At 61.2% G+C, this 340-nt stretch carries 1 protein-coding gene; it reads right to left on the bottom strand.

Going from position 1 to position 340, the window contains the following annotated elements; all coding sequences use genetic code 11:
• Nucleotides 1-327 (bottom strand): prolyl oligopeptidase family serine peptidase (locus EN846_RS34095; protein WP_189587206.1); only part of this gene is annotated, 327 nt, incomplete at its 3' end.
• Nucleotides 328-340 lie beyond the last annotated feature (13 nt).

Here is a 340-nt window from a genome sequence, read left to right as displayed (position 1 = left end):
CTTGTCGGCGATGCCTTGCCGGACCAGCCAGTTCGCCGCGTCAACGATGTAGTTCTGCATGGCCTTGCCGATCTCGCCGTAGCCTGCCGCGCGGAACGCCTTGCCATAGCCGGTCGAGCCGCGAAAGTTCACGGCCAGAACAGCGTAGCCGCGGTTAGCGAGGAACTGGTAGTCATTGTTGTAGGCCCAGATTTCCTGCTGCGCGGGCCCACCATGGATGACGACGACCGCCGGTAGGTTTTTCGGTTCGACGCCGCGCGGAAGTATGAGGAAGGCCGGAATATCAAGGCCATCTCGCGCTTTGAACGATACCGGCTTGGTCTCCACCAAGGCATCCTTG

Origin of the sequence: Mesorhizobium sp. M4B.F.Ca.ET.203.01.1.1 (genome assembly GCF_004791025.1) — a bacterium.
GTDB classification, from domain to species: Bacteria; Pseudomonadota; Alphaproteobacteria; order Rhizobiales; family Rhizobiaceae; genus Mesorhizobium; species Mesorhizobium abyssinicae.
Note: the sequence above shows the minus strand (reverse complement) of the source record. Positions and strands in the feature narration are given on the sequence as shown.